Origin of the sequence: Methanoregula sp., assembly GCF_052325125.1 — an archaeon.
In the GTDB taxonomy this organism is placed as follows: domain Archaea; phylum Halobacteriota; class Methanomicrobia; order Methanomicrobiales; family Methanospirillaceae; genus Methanoregula.
The window spans coordinates 19,310-34,493 of sequence record NZ_JBKQWO010000041.1; the positions used below are offsets into that span (position 1 = coordinate 19,310).

The 15,184-nt window shown below is 53.9% G+C and carries 15 protein-coding genes; 6 read left to right on the forward strand and 9 right to left on the reverse strand.

The genetic code is table 11. The annotated features are described in order from the left end of the window. The first annotated feature begins 359 nt into the window (after window positions 1-359). From ACLQMU_RS09840 to ACLQMU_RS09855, 4 genes are all read left to right on the forward strand, one after another. Window positions 360-995, forward strand: coding sequence for a hypothetical protein (locus ACLQMU_RS09840; protein ID WP_424040315.1), 636 nt, complete (start codon window positions 360-362; stop codon window positions 993-995). Between the two features lie 100 nt (window positions 996-1,095). Beyond that, window positions 1,096-1,566 carry a hypothetical protein gene (locus ACLQMU_RS09845; RefSeq protein ID WP_443673678.1) on the forward strand — a complete coding sequence of 157 codons (471 nt, stop codon included), beginning with the start codon at window positions 1,096-1,098 and terminating at the stop codon, window positions 1,564-1,566. A 282-nt stretch (window positions 1,567-1,848) separates the two neighbouring features. Next, a complete protein-coding gene (locus ACLQMU_RS09850; protein ID WP_422149329.1) occupies window positions 1,849-2,811 on the forward strand; it encodes a tetratricopeptide repeat protein in 963 nt (320 codons plus the stop codon). A 62-nt stretch (window positions 2,812-2,873) separates the two neighbouring features. Then, complete coding sequence (locus ACLQMU_RS09855; RefSeq protein ID WP_422149328.1) at window positions 2,874-4,214, forward strand: AIR synthase-related protein; 1,341 nt, start codon at window positions 2,874-2,876, stop codon at window positions 4,212-4,214. A 198-nt stretch (window positions 4,215-4,412) separates the two neighbouring features. Here the strand turns inward: ACLQMU_RS09855 and ACLQMU_RS09860 are convergent, their stop codons facing one another. The 9 genes from ACLQMU_RS09860 to ACLQMU_RS09900 form a co-directional block, all read right to left on the reverse strand. Next, on the reverse strand, window positions 4,413-5,204 hold the full coding sequence (locus ACLQMU_RS09860) for an alpha/beta fold hydrolase (RefSeq protein ID WP_422149327.1): 792 nt from the start codon (window positions 5,202-5,204) through the stop codon (window positions 4,413-4,415). Window positions 5,205-5,278: 74 nt separating this feature from the next. Further along, on the reverse strand, window positions 5,279-5,797 hold the full coding sequence (locus ACLQMU_RS09865; protein ID WP_422149326.1) for an NADH-quinone oxidoreductase subunit B family protein: 519 nt from the start codon (window positions 5,795-5,797) through the stop codon (window positions 5,279-5,281). 11 nt (window positions 5,798-5,808) lie between these two features. After that, window positions 5,809-7,404: a hydrogenase large subunit gene (locus ACLQMU_RS09870; protein WP_424040438.1), complete on the reverse strand. Its 1,596-nt coding sequence runs from the start codon at window positions 7,402-7,404 to the stop codon at window positions 5,809-5,811. After that, a complete protein-coding gene (locus tag ACLQMU_RS09875; RefSeq protein WP_424040436.1) occupies window positions 7,404-8,885 on the reverse strand; it encodes a proton-conducting transporter transmembrane domain-containing protein in 1,482 nt (493 codons plus the stop codon). Before ACLQMU_RS09875 ends, ACLQMU_RS09870 begins: the two co-directional genes overlap by 1 nt. Next, complete coding sequence (locus tag ACLQMU_RS09880) at window positions 8,882-9,577, reverse strand: hydrogenase subunit (protein ID WP_422149324.1); 696 nt, start codon at window positions 9,575-9,577, stop codon at window positions 8,882-8,884. The genes ACLQMU_RS09875 and ACLQMU_RS09880 overlap by 4 nt, the downstream gene beginning before the upstream one ends. Further along, on the reverse strand, window positions 9,574-10,515 hold the full coding sequence (locus tag ACLQMU_RS09885; protein ID WP_422149323.1) for a respiratory chain complex I subunit 1 family protein: 942 nt from the start codon (window positions 10,513-10,515) through the stop codon (window positions 9,574-9,576). Before ACLQMU_RS09885 ends, ACLQMU_RS09880 begins: the two co-directional genes overlap by 4 nt. Beyond that, a complete protein-coding gene (locus tag ACLQMU_RS09890; protein ID WP_422149322.1) occupies window positions 10,512-12,515 on the reverse strand; it encodes a proton-conducting transporter transmembrane domain-containing protein in 2,004 nt (667 codons plus the stop codon). The genes ACLQMU_RS09885 and ACLQMU_RS09890 overlap by 4 nt, the downstream gene beginning before the upstream one ends. 46 nt (window positions 12,516-12,561) lie before the next feature. After that, window positions 12,562-13,254: a GNAT family N-acetyltransferase gene (locus ACLQMU_RS09895; RefSeq protein WP_422149321.1), complete on the reverse strand. Its 693-nt coding sequence runs from the start codon at window positions 13,252-13,254 to the stop codon at window positions 12,562-12,564. Between the two features lie 190 nt (window positions 13,255-13,444). After that, window positions 13,445-13,783: a hypothetical protein gene (locus ACLQMU_RS09900; RefSeq protein ID WP_422149320.1), complete on the reverse strand. Its 339-nt coding sequence runs from the start codon at window positions 13,781-13,783 to the stop codon at window positions 13,445-13,447. Between the two features lie 443 nt (window positions 13,784-14,226). On the opposite strand from ACLQMU_RS09900, the gene ACLQMU_RS09905 reads away from it, so the two are divergent. Together ACLQMU_RS09905 and ACLQMU_RS09910 are read left to right on the forward strand one after the other, a co-directional pair. Further along, window positions 14,227-14,439 carry a hypothetical protein gene (locus ACLQMU_RS09905; RefSeq protein ID WP_422149319.1) on the forward strand — a complete coding sequence of 71 codons (213 nt, stop codon included), beginning with the start codon at window positions 14,227-14,229 and terminating at the stop codon, window positions 14,437-14,439. Further along, the gene (locus ACLQMU_RS09910) at window positions 14,405-14,797 is read left to right on the forward strand and encodes a PIN domain-containing protein (protein WP_422149318.1); all 393 of its coding nucleotides are present in this window, start codon (window positions 14,405-14,407) and stop codon (window positions 14,795-14,797) included. The genes ACLQMU_RS09905 and ACLQMU_RS09910 overlap by 35 nt, the downstream gene beginning before the upstream one ends. The last annotated feature ends 387 nt before the right edge of the window (window positions 14,798-15,184 follow it).

Genomic DNA, 15,184 nt, shown 5'->3' on the forward strand with positions numbered 1-15,184 from the left:
CGGATCCTATTTTCGAACTACCGCAATCCTCTTTTTGTAGAACACGTGAGAATACAGGTGATTGCCTGCTGCTCATTTTCCACTTTTTGATAGCGGAAGGTTCGATACTGAGCTTCGGTGCCCTTACGGGTGGGGTCAAGTGGATATAGTGATTCTCGTTAAGCATCGTAGTACTGCCTGCCGGCACAATTATCCCTCTTTAATAAAGGATGGTTTTTCGGTGCGGAATAGAGTGTTTGAGCCTTCCCGGATATTGAGAAGGGGATATAAAAATTACCTACACGGCACTGTTTTTAGCGAACACCGGAGAATCAGAACCTCCCGGCAAGCATTTTATCTGATATTGTCAATCGTACCTTATGCATACCGGATCTGGCGTTCTCTGTGCGATTCTCGCAGCGGTGCTCATAAGTGCCGGGTGCCTTTCGGCAATTTTCCCGTATCCTGCCGTGCCTTCACCGACCCGGACCCCTGCGCCAACTGCCGTGCCAACAACGGAAAGCCCGGTTGCGACTGTTCCGGTTTCGCAGATGGCACTCCAGCTTTCCGATATGCCCTCAGATTACATCCTCAAGGACAGATCCGACCTTACGTACCTGGAAATGGACCAGATGTCGCATGATCTTGGCTGGAGAGCCGGGTACATGGTCACGTATTACCGTATGAACCAGGAAAAATACGATCTGACCGAACTGAGTCAGGTCATCGATCTCTTCCCTCTGGCAAACATGAACAAGGTATTCGACATCAAGGAAGAGGACATCACCTCACAGGAGAACGGAACGACACAGATCTATGAATTACCCTGCCCGAATATGGGGGAACAGACATTTGCATACCGCAAAGCTGGCACCCAAAATCCCCTTTCGGTTACGACATACTCAATCATCTTCACCAAAAAAGATGTTTACGAAGAACTGACCATGAGTGGCACAACGACGGATTTTGAAACACTAAAGGAACTGGCCCGGGCCGCGGCCGACAAGATCCAGTAGGTGTAACCCGTGAGTGTGAGCCGATAAATACGTAAGATTGTCGCAGAACATATCTCCCGATGCCGTGGAGATTTTCCGGGATTGCGAAAGGAGAATAAATATGGCTTTTACCTGCCGGCAATGCGGAACCTGCTGCATGTATCTCGGTGACTATATTGTCATCGATCACCAGGTCGGGCCCTTCGAGTTTGCCTGTGAATCGGTTTCCACCGGTACGACATTTACGGCCCGCATAGATGAGGACAAGCGGGAGATATTTTCTCATCACGCATTTCCCGATGAGCATCCCCATGCCTGCCGTTTTCTCCGTCCCGATGGCTGTCTCCTGCGATGCACGATTCATCACGACAGCCCGGTACAATGCAAATTTTACCGTTGTGCGATCATGCGGATCATGGATCCTGATGGGAATCCTCTGGGTATGGTGACCGGAACCCTTAATCTGCACTCAGACGATACCGTGTTGCGGGCAATCTGGAACAATGCAGAAAAAAGTATCCCGGAATCTGTCCCCGATGTCGAAGAGCGCCGTCAGGTGTATCTCACAGAGCGGGGGTACCGGGTGGAATAAAGCAAAAACAGGCGGTTTCAAACACGAATGGCTAATCGTATGGTGATCCGCTATGTCAGTATAATACCGGGTACAGGTATGATGATGAAAAAAAACATATTGGCACAATGGCAGGCAGAGCTGGCAGTGCCGGCATCACCAGAGGCTGACCGATGTTATCCGGCCGGGAATTATGCATACCTTAAAAAATCAGAAAAACAATGATGGTCAGCACTCGTATTTCTGATCTTCATATCCCCTCTGTGTGATGAACTGGTAACCGAAATAATTCGCCCGAGGAACATGATTCAGGTACCTGGCGTGGAAAATGGCGGAAATGTGCGATCAGATCTTGATTACTACCGTGAAGGTCTTGCACGGGGAAGGGAAGGCAGGCACGACGAGGCTCTTACGTTATTCACTCTCGCACTGGATGTAAATCCGGCGCTGGCATCTGCGTGGGCAGGACGGGGTTTTGCCCTGGGAAAACTGGGGAGATTCCAGGAGGAGATTGAGTCTTGTGATCGGGCGCTCTGTATCGATCCTGCCTGTATCGATGCATGGAATTACAAAGGTTTTGCCCTGGGTAAACTTGGCAGATTCGAGGAAAAAGTGGAGTGCTGTGAACATGCACTCGCACTCGATCCCAGGAATTCATCGGCATGGAACAACAAAGGTGTCGCCCTTGGTATGCTGGGACGATACGAGGCAGAGATCCAGTGCTGCGAACGTGCGCTGGATCTGCGGAGCCGGTACCTCTCGGCCTGGGTGAACAAAGGCTATGCCCTTGGGAGGCTGAAAAGGTACGAAGACGAGATATCCTGCTATGACAGAGCCCTCAGGATATACCCTTTTTACTTTTCAGCCCTTCTTAACCGGGGGATTGCATATATTAACCAGAGAAAGTACCGTGAAGCTCTTGAAACGCTTGACTGTGCGCTTGCCATTAATCCTCTTCACCCGCGAGCTCTCTACCGGAAAGGCCTGGCCCTCTCCAAGCTCGGCATGCACGAAGAAGCGATAACCTGTCTTGAGAAAGCACTTTCAGAAGATGCTTCAATTGCCGATGCATGGGTCGTGCTGAGCAACTCCTGCTTCGCGCTGGGGAGACTGGAGGAATCGGCTCGTGCATTTGACCAGGCCTATTATATCGATGTTCACGATGTCAGGGCAGGGATCGTCAGGGGGCTTTCTCTTTTAAAAGCAAAAAAGTTTGATGATGCCCTCCATTGTTTCTCGGAAGTGCTGGGTATCCTGCGCCGGTAATACCCGGATCCGGCCGTGAAAATACCGGTGGTATTTATGGCTCCGGCACGAATACGGAAAGCATGGATGTTGAGGAATATGTCCGTATGCATCTCGCGGCCGGTGATGATGAAGAATCCATAATCAAAAGTCTCGCCGAACGCGTAGGGGAAATAAAACGCACGAAGCCTGCGTATGTGCAAGCCTTTTCCCGTGCAGTTGTAGAAGAGGTTAAAAACACGCGGGGTCTGTCCGGGGACTTTTTCTCATTTGACCCGGCCTTAGTGAAGATGGGAGAGTTTGGTGTCGGTTCACGGGGGAAAGGTGATTTTTTTGCACACCGGGAAATTGCCCGGATCATCGGCAAAACCCGGGCATCTGTCGGGGTGGACGAGATGGACGATGCCGGGGCGGTCAGGGCCTGCGGGGAGTATATTGTCTGCACTGTTGACGGGATGCATTCACGGCTCTCGGACTATCCATATCTTGCCGGATTCCACGTAACCCGCGCAACACTTCGTGATCTCTACGTGATGGGGGCAAAGCCGGTCATGCTCTTTTCCGACATCCATGTGGCCGATGACGGAGATGTGGCAAAAATATTTGACTATACCGCCGGGATCACAACGGTGGGCGAAGCCATGAACGTACCCCTGGTTACTGGTTCAACGCTCCGGATTGGGGGGGATATGGTTCTTGGAAACAGGATGACCGGCTGCGTCGGTGCCGTCGGTGTGGCCCACCACCTGACCGCCCGCAAATCAACACAGCCGGGAGATGTGCTGCTGATGACGGAGGGTGCGGGTGGCGGGACGATTGCAACGTCGGCTATTTATTCCGGTTTCCCTGAAGTTGTCGAAGAGACGATCAATCTCAATTTCCTCGTAACCTGCGAGGCGCTCATCAAAGATCCGGTTTTTTCCCAAATCCATGCGATGACCGATGTAACCAACGGGGGTCTCCGTGGGGATATCTTTGAGATGGCAGAGACCGCCCGGTGCCGGATGGTAGTGCGGGAGGAAGATACCCTCCCTCTGGTTAATCATAAGGTCCGGGAGATGCTCGAAGTCCTGGAGATTGATTACCTTGGTGTTTCCCTTGATGCGCTCCTGATTGTCGTACCAGAGTCTGCATCCGGTGCAGTGACCCGGGTGATCTCGTCGACCGGTGTAACCTGCCGTGAGATCGGGTACGTGGAGGAGGGAAAACCGGCATCGGTGCTCATGAAGGAGGGAAAAGAACATGATTTCCAGCCCCGGTTCCGTGAGTCTGCGTATACGCCGGTAAAAAAAGTGGTCGATACCGAGGTCGGGGACTTCGAGGAAATGAAAAAAGGAGTCCTGCGGGCGTCGGAAGCCGCCATCGCGAAGAAAGAACGGGTACTCACGCAGCTCAGAGAACGGGGAGTGCTTCACGAAACATAAGTCATCCTCAACGTGCACCGGGACACGGCAGGAACTCCAGGGGAACTCCAGGATTCTCACTATGGCGTCAGCAATCCTCTCCCTGCGCATGGGCTGTGATGTAATCACGGGATTGAGATGACCCGCAGCATGAAAAAAAATCCATGAATAACCTTTATTTTTGCGACGCAGAATAACCTGCCCGCCAATTTTTTATCGTCAGATTTCCTGTACCAGGAGGCGATAAAATTCTTCTGCAGCATTTCGCTCAATCCAGGGCCGGTGGCCGCATTTTTTCAGCAGGACAAACCGGAAATTTTTAAGTTCCCGTGTAAGCGGAATATTTACACCTTCGGCAGGGTGAGGGTCATAATCCCCATGAATTGCAATTACCGGGCAGGTGATCGTCCGGGCCATATACAAGAGCATCTTTTTATGACGAAGATCGCACGCTTCATCCCAGACACCTTTGAAGACGCCGTACTGGCAGTAAAATGATTTGTCTTCAGGTGTCTGGGGGGCATAACTGTCCGCACGGGCAAGCAGGCTTCCCAGCCGCTTGAGGAGGGCATTTTTGTCTCCTTCTTTTCCGTCTGCGTCGGTTTTCTCCAGCTGTGCAAGCAGCCTCTCAGCCTCCACCCGGTTTTCCGGACTCAGACGACCGAGTCGGGTTTTTGTGATCGATGCCGCGTACTGTTCTTCGAATGGCGGACAGCCCACAAGGATCAGCTTGCCTACCAGTTCCGGATAGCGGGCAGCTACCATCCATGATAACAACGCTCCCCACGAGAAACCCACGAGGGTGAGCGGTCCCATGCCGTCCCCGACAAGGACGGACCGGAGCTCCCGTACCTGCCCTTCAAGGGTCGTCTCGGTCTGGAAGGGTTCAAGTACGCCTTTGACCGCGGAAAGTTCCCGGGCTACCGATGCCATCTCACCCGGGGCGCCCGGGCCCCCGTGGATGACGGCAACTGAATAGGGACCTGCCCCCCATTTCCGAACCGGGCTCATTATGATATCCGGTTACCTTCTTCCGGTATAAAGTATGCCCGGTACAGGGACGAAGATCACGGAGCAGGTGATTTTTATTGTTTTTTACCGGCGGTTCGCATAAGTGCGAGCAGGCCGGTAAGGATCTGCAGGGGGGCAGGCGGATTGCCGGGAATCCTGATGTCGACCGGCAGAATTTTGTCCGCGCCGCCGAGTACTGCATATGTTCCCCGGTATATCCCGCCATCGCAGGCATCATCCCCGACCGCCACCACAAATTTCGGGAAGGGCATCGCATCATAGGTTTTCCTGACCGCAACCTCCATGTTGTGGGTGACTGCGCCGGTAATTATCAGGACGTCGGCGTGGCGCGGGGAGGCAACGAACGTGATGCCAAACCGTTCCACATCATAGAATGCATTGGAGAGGTTGTTTAACTCGATCTCGGCAGCATTATCGCTGCCCGCGTCCAGCTCGCGGATCGCAAGGCTGCGCCCAAACTGTGCTTCGGCAATCTGCTTAATCTCCCTGCCGATACGCTCGATCTCTTCATCAGGTAACGGCAGCGTCCCGGTTACTTTCTTTTTTAAGAGGCAGGAAAATGCATTTACCATCTTGTAGCACCTCAAAGGTCAGTCCCGGCGTACGACAGGTTCAGGCTCTTGTTGATGACCGGGAAATCGGCGATGATATTGCCCGGGACTGCGTGCTCGATCGCAAGCCAGTTGCAGTATGAGGCGGTCCTGACTTTGTACCGGTTGATCTTTCCGTCACGAATCCAGACCCAGCAGAGGTTCTGCCCCCGTGCAGATTCTACGAGCGCAAGCGCACTGCCATCCCGGGGCGGGTCATCGCTGTGGACAGTCCCCTCCGGCATCGCATCTATTATTTTTTCGATCAGGTCGATTGAGTCCATGATCTCCGCTGCCTTCACGGTAAACCGGGCAAGTACGTCTCCTTCGGTGAGCGGCCGGAGTGAAGGAACGAAGCGGTCATAAATTCCGTACGGGTGGTTCACCCGGACATCCACCCTGCCACCCGATGCGCGTGCGGCAGGACCGGTGATATTGAGCGGGCGGAGCAGCTGCTTTCTGATGATTCCTGTCTGCGAGAAACGGTCGATCACCGATGGCGTCGAAAGCACGATTGAAATGCCTATCCTGCACTGTTTTCTGAATTGTTTGAGGAACTCCCTGAGCCCGGCAAGTTCACCGGTTGAAACATCCTTCCTCACCCCGCCGGTGCAGAGCATTTCCCGCATGAACCGGGAGCCGGTCAGCCTTTCGTTCTCACGGAACATCTTTTCGCGCAGCACGGCAAACTGGCTGGCACCAAGGGCAAACGCGACATCGGTGAGCATCCCCGCAAGATCGCCAAGGTGTGAGCAGATCCGTTCTGACTCGCAGAAAATCGTCCTCAGGTACCAGGCACGGTCAGGCACCGTGATTCCCGAGAGCCGTTCGACTGCCATGCAGAACGCGGTCGCATTTGCCACCGATTCATCGCCGCTTACCGCTTCTGCGATCTTCACGCAGTCCTGCGGGATTTTACCCTCGGCAAGTTTTTCGATGCCCCGGTGGGTGTAGAACAGCCGGATCTCGAGGTTAAAAATGGTTTCCCCGATAACGCTGAACCGGAAGTGTCCGGGTTCGATGATGCCGGCATGAACCGGGCCGACCGGCACCTGGTAAACACCTTCGCCGCTCACTTTCCGGAAGGGGTATTCATCAGCTATGCTGATGTTTTGGACAGTGGTTATGGGTGCATTGGAAAACGACTTTTTCAGCGGGCGAAACCCGGCAGGATAGGTCTCGTGCAGGACAAGCCGCCGGGTGTCAAACGCACCCTCGAACCCGATCCCAAAGCCGTCCCGGCATTCCCGCTCCGGCCATGAGGCAGAGGGAAATATGGTGGCGATGGAAGTCGCCCGGTCAGCGGTAATATTCCTGATAAGGATCAGGAGGCTGCCCTTGCGCTCGAAGATATACTGGAGCGAATGGCCCGACTCGCTGTATAAACCTTCAACACAGAACAGGCTGATGAGAACAAATTTTCTGGCGGCAAGATACGGAATGGCCAGAGCGAACTCCGGTTCGCTCACTACGAGAGAATATTCCCGGTTCCCTCCGCAGGCGATCCGGGCAGGCACGGCGGCAGCACCGAACAACTCCCGGATCGCGGTAAGTGCGGGATCATCCTCTCCAAAGACAGGGGTGGCCATCAGAACTTCAACTCCGTTACAATCTGGCTGATGAATGCAGATCCTCCGGCCGGAAACATGATGCCCAGAATAAGAATGATTGAAAGCAGGATCACGATGGGTGCTTTCATGCTCAGTGGCGTCAGGTAGGGTACAAGATCAACGCTCTCTCCGGGCGGGGTTACCCGGCCAAACATCCTGATTACAAAGTATCCGAGTGCGGCAGTGGCAATAAAAATGAGCACAAGGACGAGCGCAAGTGTCCAGAGGGAAACCGATCCCAGCGAGAGCAGGATGAAGAATTTTGAGAAGAAGACCATAAACGGCGGCATGCCGATGATCGCAAGTCCCCCGAGGATGATCCCCCATGCAGCCAGCGGCTGGAACCGGAACACGTCGTGGATATCATCGGGTGCGTCTGCCGAGAGTTGGCTCCTGTACTGCCGGTGCAGGATGCCAGCCGAGAAGAAGAGCGAGGCCTTTGTGAATGCATGCGCCATGATGTGGAATATCACCCAGAAAATCGCAAGAGGTGTGGCGACAGCAAGACCGATAAGCAGGATGCCCATGTTCTCGATGCTCGAAAACGCGATCAGTTTTTTGAGATTTTTCTCCGGCAGCATGGAGATCGCCGCTATGGCAATCGAGAGGACCCCGAAGAGCAGGAGCATTGGCGTGACAGCGGCCAGTGTGGTTGTCTGGTGGACGATGGCAAAGACCCGTATGATGCCGTAAATACCCACGTTCAGGAGCACTCCTGAGAGGATAGCACTTACTGCAGACGGGGCCTTGGCGTGGGCTTCGGGAAGCCACGTGTGGAACGGGAAGATGCCGGATTTTGCGGCAAAACCGATAAAGATGAACGCGAAAGCGGCGATCACCATGCCGGGGGGGAATACCGACGCGTGCTGCATCAATACCGTCCAGTTCAGGGTACCGGTGCCTGATGCCGAGCGGGAGATTTCGAAGAGGAAGATAAGCCCGACAAAGGCAAAGAGCATCGCCACAGAAGCGACGAAGATGTACTTGAGCGCTGCGTCAATGTTCTCTTTTGCCGAGAGAATGGCGACCAGCATTGCTGAGATGATGGTCGTCATCTCGGCAAAGATCCAGAAGAGCGCGAGATTGTCCGAAAAAAAGGCAAGGACGATCACCAGCTCAAGAAGACACCACGCGGCATAGAAGAGTTTCAGGCTTCCCGTTTCCAGATCCCCGCTTACCAGAAGGTTCTCGATATATCCCCGTGCATACACGGCCGCAAGGAAGAATATCACGGTAGCGACTATTACTTCGAAAAGACCCAGATGGTCGATGAAGAAATACCCGCTGCCGACCATGAAGGTTTCAACCGGTATGGGTACGCAGAAGAGGACATACGCGGTGATCGCCAGATAGAGCGTTCCCTGTCCGATGGCAATAGCATTCAGCTGCTGATGGGTCCGGCTGAAAGCAATAAGGATGAGCGCCGACACTGCACAGAGGGCGTAGGCAACGAGAATCATGAGGACTCCTCCTGCTCTTCCCAGAGATAGAAACGGTGGAGACGGTTGTGGTACTCCTCAAGCGTCGAATCGATGCCGACGGTGAGGATGGTGGTCAGGAGAATGAGAATAACCAGATCGATGACGATCAGAAATTCGATAATAAACGGGAGCTCGGTGGCAAAAAGGCCGAAAAGGAGGACGCCGTTCTCCATAGAGAGATACCCGAGCACTTTCGTAATCGCTTTTTTCCGGGAGAATGTTACTATCATCCCCATAAGGACAAGAGAGATACCGATCACTGCACCGAAAAAGAAGAGGCTCCCTTTTACCAGCGTGTCCAGCAGGATGCGGGAGAGAGTGATGTAAATGACGATCATCAGGGCAAGCGAGATTAAGAGCGAGCTCGTCGGACTGAGGAAATGAAATTCAATGTCCCGTTTTATCCGGATCTTTTCCTGGATGGTTGCGATGAAGTACGGGATAAGGATTACCTTGAAGACCAGCGTGATGATCGCGATAGCGAGGAGGATGGTTGTGCCCTCGTACCAGTACAGCGCGAGGGCGATAGCTGCGAGAGTGAGCGACTGGAGCGAGTAGACCCTGACCAGGGTGATGAGATTCTTTGTCGTAATGATATATGCCGCCGTGATGATCACGCAGACAAACAGGATCTTGATGATGCCGTCAAAAAATGCGGCGGGATCGGTCACGCGAACACCTCGATGATGATGACAAGGGTCGAAAAGAAGAACGCCATCATAAAAAGGCTGGGCAGCCTGAAGAACCGCATCTTTGCCATGGAGGATTCAAAGAGCCCAATGACGAGCGAGAGGAGAGCGCCTTTTGCGGCAAAGAGGCAGAGTGCGACCGCTATGGCAGCAAAGGAGAGCGTAGTTGCCAACCCCCACGGGACGATGAGGTCGATTAAAAGCGCCATCAGAATCGTCTGTTTTATAGCGGCAGAGAGTTCCATGAGAGCAAGGTTCTTCCCCGACATTTCGAGGATCATCCCCTCGTGGATCATGGTCAGTTCAAGGTGCGTCTCCGGGTTGTCGACCGGGATGCGCGAGGTCTCGACGATCAGGATAATAAAAAGCGAGATCCCGAGCAGGATCAGAGTCGGGGTCACGGGGGTCCCGGCCGCTGCTGCAACCGAGACCATGTCAAAGATGCTGAGGGATTTGAAGACAAAGGCGAGTGCGGCAAAGACAATAATCGTCGTGGGTTCGATGACCGCCGATATGCTCATCTCCCGGGAGCTGCCCATGCCGCCAAATGCGCTCCCCGCATCGAGGCCGCACACCGCCATGAAAAACCGGGCGAGCACCAGCAGGTACAGGAAGAGGATGATGTTCCCGATTCCTCCAAACGGAACAGTGACAAATACAAGGGGGACAAAGAGAGAGGCGACGAGGATGGCGGCGATACATACCCATGGCGTGATCCTCATGATCCACGATGTGTTCGGGGAATAGATCACTTCTTTTTTGAGCAGTTTTGCGAGCGTGTAATAGGTCTGGAAGACCGATGGGCCCTGCCGTCCCTGTGTCCACGCTTTGACCTTCTTTACCAGGCTCACGAACAGGGGGGATACGAGAACAACGCAGATTGTGTTGAGAACACCATAAATCAGGAAATCGGTGGTCATGCCGACCACCCCAAAAAGAAAATAACCGCGACTACCGCGATAAAGACATACAGGAGGTATGTGTCAAGACATCCGTTCTGCATTCGGGAGATCACGCCGGCGAGCCGGGTAGTCCCCCGGGCAACGGGGAGATACAGGTACTCCTCGAAAACTTTCAGGAGCCGGATCTCCGCGGTGCCTCCGGCAAAGATGCAGTCGTGCTGGTCATAGTAGGTCTTTGTGCTGGTCTTTTTTGTCCGGTAGATTGATGAGAAAATGGTAACAATCGGCTCCGAGAAGCCGTGCCCGGTATATTCTGTGGTGGAGGGCAGCGATTTCGCACCGCACCCCCATGTCTCGCTGATCCTGACCTCGCGGGATGCCGTGAAATACAGGACAATGTACGTGAGTGCTCCCATGAGAAGGAGGAGCACGCTCACGAGGAGCAAGTCGGGGATCGGGAGGATATAACCGAACGCAGCAAGGATCTGGTAAGCAAAGACCCCGAGGATAATGCATGCAGCGGCAAGGATTGCCGGGCCGGCGAGCATCGGGAAACTTACTTCCCGGGCATTTTCGCTCTCCGGTGAGCGCGGCTGTGCAAGGAAGACAGAGCCGAATGCCTTGACAAAGCAGGCGGCTGAAAGTGCACTCGTGAGCGCAAAGAGGGCAAGGCACAGGAAAAGGAGTATCTTCAGGAGCGGATCGACCAGGGCAACGGACTGGAAAAATGCCGTATATACCAGCAGTTCGCTTGCAAAACCGTTCAACGGGGGGAGCGCGGCAATTGCAATCGCGCCGGTAAAAAAGAATGCCGAGGTGTAGGGCATCTTCCTTCCAATGCCTCCCATTCTCTCGATGTCACGGGTTTGCGTGGCATGGACTACCGAACCGGCCGTGAGGAAGAGGAGGCTTTTGAAGAGTGCGTGGTTAAGGGAATGGAATAATGCCGCAAGCAGGCTGATGGTCGCAAGCACCGCAAGCCCCGTGCATGAGAATATCACAAAAAGCCCGATGCCGACAAAAATGATGCCGATGTTCTCGATGCTCGAGTACGCAAGCATCCCTTTAATGTCATGCTCCTTGAGCGCGTATATCACACCGAGTACTGCTGACGAGATGCCGGCGATGAGGATCAGTACTCCCCACCAGAGATCGGGCGAGAAGACCGTAATGATAAACCGGAGGAGGCCGTAGACTGCCACTTTGAGCATAATGCCGGACATGAGTGCCGACACGGGTGACGGGCTTGCCGGGTGGGCATAGGGGAGCCACTTGTGGAACGGGATGATCCCCGCCTTGATGGAAAAACCTGTAAAGAGTGCGAGGAACGCGACAGTGACCAGGGGAAGCGATGCAGGTGTGGGGTGCACCGGGGCGATCGCGAACGAACCGGATGCATACCAGATTGCGATGATCCCCAGCATCACGAAGAGCGTGGAGAGGTGGGTCATCACGAAATAAAAAATCCCGGCTTTTCTGGTCTCTTCCTGTGTATACTCGTACATAACAAGGAAAAAGGAGACTGCTGCCATCAGTTCCCAGAAAAGCAGGAACGAGATTGTATTTTCAGAGGCGACAATAAGCGCCATCGCGAGCACAAAGAGGCTGATGCAGCCACAGAGCAGGTTCCGGCGGTTCCCGCCTTCCATATGCTCAACGTATCCCATCGTGTAGACGGCAACGCACGCGGAGACACTGCCGATCAGGAACAGGAAGAACGCGGCGAGCCGGTCGATGAAAAACTCTACTGAAAAACCGGGGAACAGCTGCCATGCCGCAGGCGTGAAGGGTACACCGCTGACAAGGATGATAAGGGAGAGCACGACAAGGAGGAGCGAGGCCCCGGCGGTGCAGGCAAGCGAGAGCGTGCGGATGATCCGGGTATCCCGTGCGACACCTGAAAGGGAAACGACTGTACCGGCAAGGAAGAGCGCGACGAAGGCGTAAAAAAGCAGGCCGATCATCAGGCCCTCCCCCAGGTCCGTCGCACCGGAGCGTTCCCCCGGTGCGGCTGGCATGCCATCTTACCGGTGATGAAGATGTTCAGGTACCGGTATCCGGATGTCATTTTCTGCGCTCCGTGCTATGTACCCCGTTCCCGGCAGACGGATCGCGCTTCATGGGACAGACATCGATGCCGGCAGGGTTACCTATAGAGAACCCAAACCGGTCCCGGATTGTCTTGGGAAGGTCTGCCACCGGGATCGGGAAGAACCCCATTTCCCTGTAGAAACCCATAAGCTCCGTTTTTGCGTGCATGTAGAGTGTATCGTGCCGGCCACACTCCTCAATCAGCTGTTTCATGACCAACCGGGCAAAACCCTGGCGCCGGTACTCTTCAAGAACGTACACACCGTCCACTTCAAAACCGTCCGGGTACCGGGAGCAGCGTGCGACGCCCACCAGCTGCGTCCCGGCAAACGCCGCAAAAAGCCGGTCCGTTGCTGCGTTTGCCTTTTGCTGGTGGTAGTGGATCCAGAGTTCTTTTTCGGCACGGATCATCTCGCGGGGGGAGAGCTCCCGTACGTCAACGGTCCCGGTGGCAGGGTTCTTTGTTACCGTGTGTCCCGGGGTGAGGAAATGCTGCTGGATACGGTGGAAAATATGGGGGCGGAAGGTGACAAAACTCCCGCACTCCTCTCCGGCAAGCGCGTACAGGGTAAGGAGCGTAGCATCCTCACTGGAAGAATCCGGCGTGTTTGCGTGAATTGTCTGCGTATGGTGCCTCCCGGGAGGGCTTGTTTCTGCGCATGGCATGTGCGGGTCTTCCTTTGCACATTCTGCTGCACAGGGACGGATCTACATCATTTCCCTTCATAGAGCATAATTGTTGAGGTTGACGTAAAGGATGCTGTCTTTTCATTCATGGCGGAACAGAACAGGCACTCCATGTCCGGATTATGGTCACACCACAAAAGAGGTATTCTTGAAAAATGTCGTTTCCGGATTAAACGCAGGCATCGATCTCGTTTTTTATCCGGTCGAGTGCGATCCTCCCGATCCGGGTGAGTTTCCCGTTCACGAGAACCATCGGGATCGGCGGGTAATCCTTTTCGAGGATTGTGCGGATATGATCGGGAACCCGGTCATCGATCAGGGTGAGTTTCAGTTCCACCCGGTCGCCATATGTCTCTTTCATAACCGCTTTTAACGCCTCAAACGCTTTTGTGAGTTTTCCTGACGGGTAACATTCGGACAGCCCGCAGGTCCGGTCCGCATCGCAGGGAAACGGGGAACACTCTGAATATTCGAGGCCGACAACCTCGACAAGGATGGGGTCACTCATGGAGGATAGGTTGGCGCGAACGGTATTTTAGTATTGGGAGAGGGCAAGGGCGGTTTTGTCCACCCCCACACGGAACCGGCCCTGTCTTTTACCGGAATCCTCATAGTGCGATCCGATCTTTTTTTTTTGGGGAACTCAAGCGGCCGGGCCGGATATTTTTTTTTATAAATGCCCGATCAACCGGGTATTTTTTTTGATAGTCTTACCATGATCCAGGGAATCCACAGCAACGTGCATACCTCTATGAGAAGATGGTGCTCTGCTCTATCGGGGCCTGAACGAAGCGTTCGATGCGCTCGCTCCCAATGCCAGTGATCACGATACTTGTTTCCGCGTGAGCGGTCCAGTCCCGCATCGGTCAAAAAGGTCGTCCACTATAAAGCCCTCGATCAGCCTGATGATGAAGATACTTTTATAGTGTCATAGGCTATAGTCTATATTCTATGACCGAAACAACTACCATCCAGGTCTCACGGCCAATCCAGCAGGAGCTGGACGATCTCAAAAAGATCGAGCGGGTCAAGTCCTACGATGACGTTATCAAAATCCTCCTCATCAAACGGAGACGAAGCCTCCCGTCAACATTCGGTTGTCTGAAAAAGGCACCGGTATTCGTCAGGGATGAGGAGGAGGATTCCGATCGGGTACCTCATTGATACGTGGACGTGGATTGAGTACTGGCGGGGCAACCCGGCAACCCGCGAATATATCGAAGGCGACGAAACGATCTATACCTCGATAATCACACTGACTGAAGTCACCCGGTACTGCATCCGCGAACTCGATATAAAAACCATCTTGCCAAGGCTCGCCGATATACGGGAACGGAGCAAGATTCTCAACATGGATGAGGCAATGGCGGAACAAGCCGGGAGATACATTAAGCAGGAAGTCCCGGGACTGGCGGATGCCATAATCCTCGCCACAGCACGGAACAACGATCTCAAAATCGTAACCGGGGATCACCATTTCAAACCGTTGCCGGACGCCATCGTCATTGAGCCGGCAGCGTAATCATTTTTAAAAAAAATGATCGCCTCCCCGTCCCCCGCTTCACGCTCCGAAAAAAAGAAAGCCGGACCCTGGCAACTCAAATTGAAATGGGGAATGCCATCATTATTTCAGTTTCCCGATCTGTTCTTCGCGTGGAGTTTCAACAAAGGAGGGCCGCACCCTCATCTGTGTTTTCACCGTCGTAGGAAATCCCGCCGGAATATCCGTTTACCGGCACATCCGGGCCCGTAAAACCGCCCGAACGACCAGCCCAAAAATTCGGGCTTATATATTGGCCTGTTTGTAAAAATAAGCCCAAATTGAGCCCCATATAATGCCCATTAGCGGGTCATATCGGCCCATTACGGGCCACTGTTTTTCTGGATCAACCGAAAACCCATCCGGGCC

Bases quoted from the DNA above. Each gene is read 5' to 3' on its own strand.
- ACLQMU_RS09840 (WP_424040315.1), top strand. From the start codon at position 360: ATGCATACCGGATCTGGCGTTCTCTGTGCGATTCTCGCAGCGGTGCTC.
- ACLQMU_RS09845 (WP_443673678.1), top strand. From the start codon at position 1,096: ATGGCTTTTACCTGCCGGCAATGCGGAACCTGCTGCATGTATCTCGGT.
- ACLQMU_RS09850 (WP_422149329.1), top strand. From the start codon at position 1,849: ATGATTCAGGTACCTGGCGTGGAAAATGGCGGAAATGTGCGATCAGAT.
- ACLQMU_RS09855 (WP_422149328.1), top strand. From the start codon at position 2,874: ATGGATGTTGAGGAATATGTCCGTATGCATCTCGCGGCCGGTGATGAT.
- ACLQMU_RS09860 (WP_422149327.1), bottom strand. From the start codon at position 5,204: ATGAGCCCGGTTCGGAAATGGGGGGCAGGTCCCTATTCAGTTGCCGTC.
- ACLQMU_RS09865 (WP_422149326.1), bottom strand. From the start codon at position 5,797: ATGGTAAATGCATTTTCCTGCCTCTTAAAAAAGAAAGTAACCGGGACG.
- ACLQMU_RS09870 (WP_424040438.1), bottom strand. From the start codon at position 7,404: ATGGCCACCCCTGTCTTTGGAGAGGATGATCCCGCACTTACCGCGATC.
- ACLQMU_RS09875 (WP_424040436.1), bottom strand. From the start codon at position 8,885: ATGATTCTCGTTGCCTACGCCCTCTGTGCAGTGTCGGCGCTCATCCTT.
- ACLQMU_RS09885 (WP_422149323.1), bottom strand. From the start codon at position 10,515: ATGACCACCGATTTCCTGATTTATGGTGTTCTCAACACAATCTGCGTT.
- ACLQMU_RS09890 (WP_422149322.1), bottom strand. From the start codon at position 12,515: ATGCCAGCCGCACCGGGGGAACGCTCCGGTGCGACGGACCTGGGGGAG.
- ACLQMU_RS09895 (WP_422149321.1), bottom strand. From the start codon at position 13,254: ATGCCATGCGCAGAAACAAGCCCTCCCGGGAGGCACCATACGCAGACA.
- ACLQMU_RS09900 (WP_422149320.1), bottom strand. From the start codon at position 13,783: ATGAGTGACCCCATCCTTGTCGAGGTTGTCGGCCTCGAATATTCAGAG.
- ACLQMU_RS09905 (WP_422149319.1), top strand. From the start codon at position 14,227: ATGACCGAAACAACTACCATCCAGGTCTCACGGCCAATCCAGCAGGAG.
- ACLQMU_RS09910 (WP_422149318.1), top strand. From the start codon at position 14,405: ATGAGGAGGAGGATTCCGATCGGGTACCTCATTGATACGTGGACGTGG.